This is a genomic window from Algoriphagus aurantiacus (assembly GCF_035156405.1).
In the GTDB taxonomy this organism is placed as follows: domain Bacteria; phylum Bacteroidota; class Bacteroidia; order Cytophagales; family Cyclobacteriaceae; genus Algoriphagus; species Algoriphagus aurantiacus.
Genome location: NZ_JAXRUT010000066.1, coordinates 1 through 2,000 on the forward strand (window position 1 = coordinate 1; position 2,000 = coordinate 2,000).

Annotated in this window: 2 protein-coding genes and 1 pseudogene; 2 read left to right on the forward strand and 1 reads right to left on the reverse strand. The window is 39.9% G+C overall.

Annotation, left to right across the window (positions count from 1 at the left end):
• Positions 1-96, forward strand: a pseudogene (locus tag SYJ56_RS26105) (IS982 family transposase); the annotation flags it as partial.
• Between the two features lie 299 nt (positions 97-395).
• On the opposite strand, the gene SYJ56_RS25725 reads toward SYJ56_RS26105, so the two are convergent.
• Entirely contained in the window at positions 396-602 is a 207-nt protein-coding gene (locus tag SYJ56_RS25725; protein ID WP_323839256.1) for a hypothetical protein, read from the reverse strand.
• A gap of 734 nt (positions 603-1,336) precedes the next feature.
• Between SYJ56_RS25725 and SYJ56_RS25730 the strand changes: the two genes are divergently transcribed.
• Positions 1,337-1,726 carry a MauE/DoxX family redox-associated membrane protein gene (locus tag SYJ56_RS25730; RefSeq protein ID WP_323839258.1) on the forward strand — a complete coding sequence of 130 codons (390 nt, stop codon included), beginning with the start codon at positions 1,337-1,339 and terminating at the stop codon, positions 1,724-1,726.
• Positions 1,727-2,000: the final 274 nt, after the last annotated feature.

Here is a 2,000-nt window from a genome sequence, read left to right on the forward strand (position 1 = left end):
AACCTTGTCGCAGGTTTAATTGCCTATTCCTTCTTCCCTAAAAAGCCCGCAATCAAGTATCAACCCGTCGAAACAAACCAATTAGCCGTTTTTTAAAATCGAACTCAGGTTTAGAGGTAAGTCAATCAGAAATTAACAGACCTCAACAAGGCAGTTTATCCCGAGGGGTAAACACCACAACTAGCATTACAAGCGAGTGTCTTACCACTATTACCGGGTATCAATAATGGGAAGACTCTAAAACGGTACAGGATTCTCTTGCAAGGCGACATCCTGTTTGTACAGCATAATTATTAAACACTACTCCCAACGGGAGCTCAAAACCGGGCCGTAAGTCCGGAGGGTTTCACGCAAACCTCAACCAAAACGGAATTCGATCAGTCGATTTCCGTTTTTTATTTAGGTTTACCCAAAACAGATGACTCAACATCTGCTACGGAGATACCATGATAATCTGCAAACTCCTGTATGGTCAACAAGTTTGCTTTTGATTTACCATAAAATCCCTTCATTTGCTTTAAAACCTTATAAGCGTAGGATCTGCTTCTGCCGGTAAAAATCATGATATCCTGAGCGTAAATGACCTTTCGTTCAAAAATCATCTGAGATAAAACAAAGTCCAAAAACTGTATAACAGCCAGAACTAAAACTGCATAACAAAATTTTAAATTGCTGTTGAAGGGATAATTTATACAAAAAATCTATCCAACTAACAATTCATTATAATTATTTTAAAAAAAAAATTATTTTATCATTCTCCTCTCCATGCTACATCCTGTTGCAATGTTCTATGTTAGAAACAGGAAATTAGATGCATATCCTGCTAATCACATGTCTTATTCATAGGTTATTCCTGCCTGTACAATATTCTCTTATTTAGGTAAATTTGAGAGTTACAATTAATATCTAACAAGTATCAAAAATTTACAATTTCAAGACATACTATTCTTATATATCTATGTAAGTTATCTTAAATTCGCTAACATATTTATTTCCTCACCTACTTAATAATTATACAAATATGTTTTTTATCCCTACTAGTATGTCGTTTGTCCCAGCCTATTGATTTTAAAAAGTATTTTCAAGAGACTTACCTAACCAACGCCGGAATCGCTTAACTACCTAACCTCAGCTCCCGATATCGCTTTGCTCATCGGGACAGGCTCTCTTCCCGAATCGCTTCGCTTTTCGGGACAGGCTCCCGCAATTCTGCTGGGCAGGCGTTGAGGAGAGGGAGTGAGTCACTACCTCACCCCAACTCCCGACACGCTTTGCTATCGGGACAGGCTCTCTCCATTTGGAGAGGAAGTTAGACAGTACTAAAAATGATATGATTATGAACAAAATCTTAAGCACAATACTAATTATCCTCTGGACCTATACTGGCTTTGATAAACTGATTGGGTTTAGACCAAGCCGGAAGGCATTTCATAACCAGACCTTTCCGGCGGAATTAGCGGAAGTGTTGGCTTATGCAGTACCTATCACAGAGTTGCTGATCGCCTCGCTCCTGCTCTTCTCAGTGACTAGATGGTGGGGATATCTGGGAAGCATCCTATTGCTGACAGTATTTACCACTTATGTGGGATTGATCTGGGTGGGAGCTTTTCCCAGGGTTCCCTGCAACTGTGCGGGATTGTTGGAGAGTCTTGGGTGGGGAGCCCACTTCTGGTTGAATTTGGGATTTATTGTTGTGGCGGTGTGGGGGTTACGATTGGGAGATTAGAGATTAAGAGATTGGAGATTGGAGATTGGGTGGGCACAGAGATGCACGGAGAAAAGAGGTTAAGGGTTAATTGGTTAATAGTTGTTGGTTTTAAGAATTTAAAATGATTTATAGATTCTAATTGGAAAGGTGGGTCAACTCCCCCTTATAGCAGGAATAGAACAAAATATTACAGCCATTAGCAAAGGGGGCTAGGGGGATTTTGAGTAGAATGTATTATGCCAGTTGAAAGTGTTTGGTTGTTGATGATCACAGAGATGCACGGAGAAAAGAG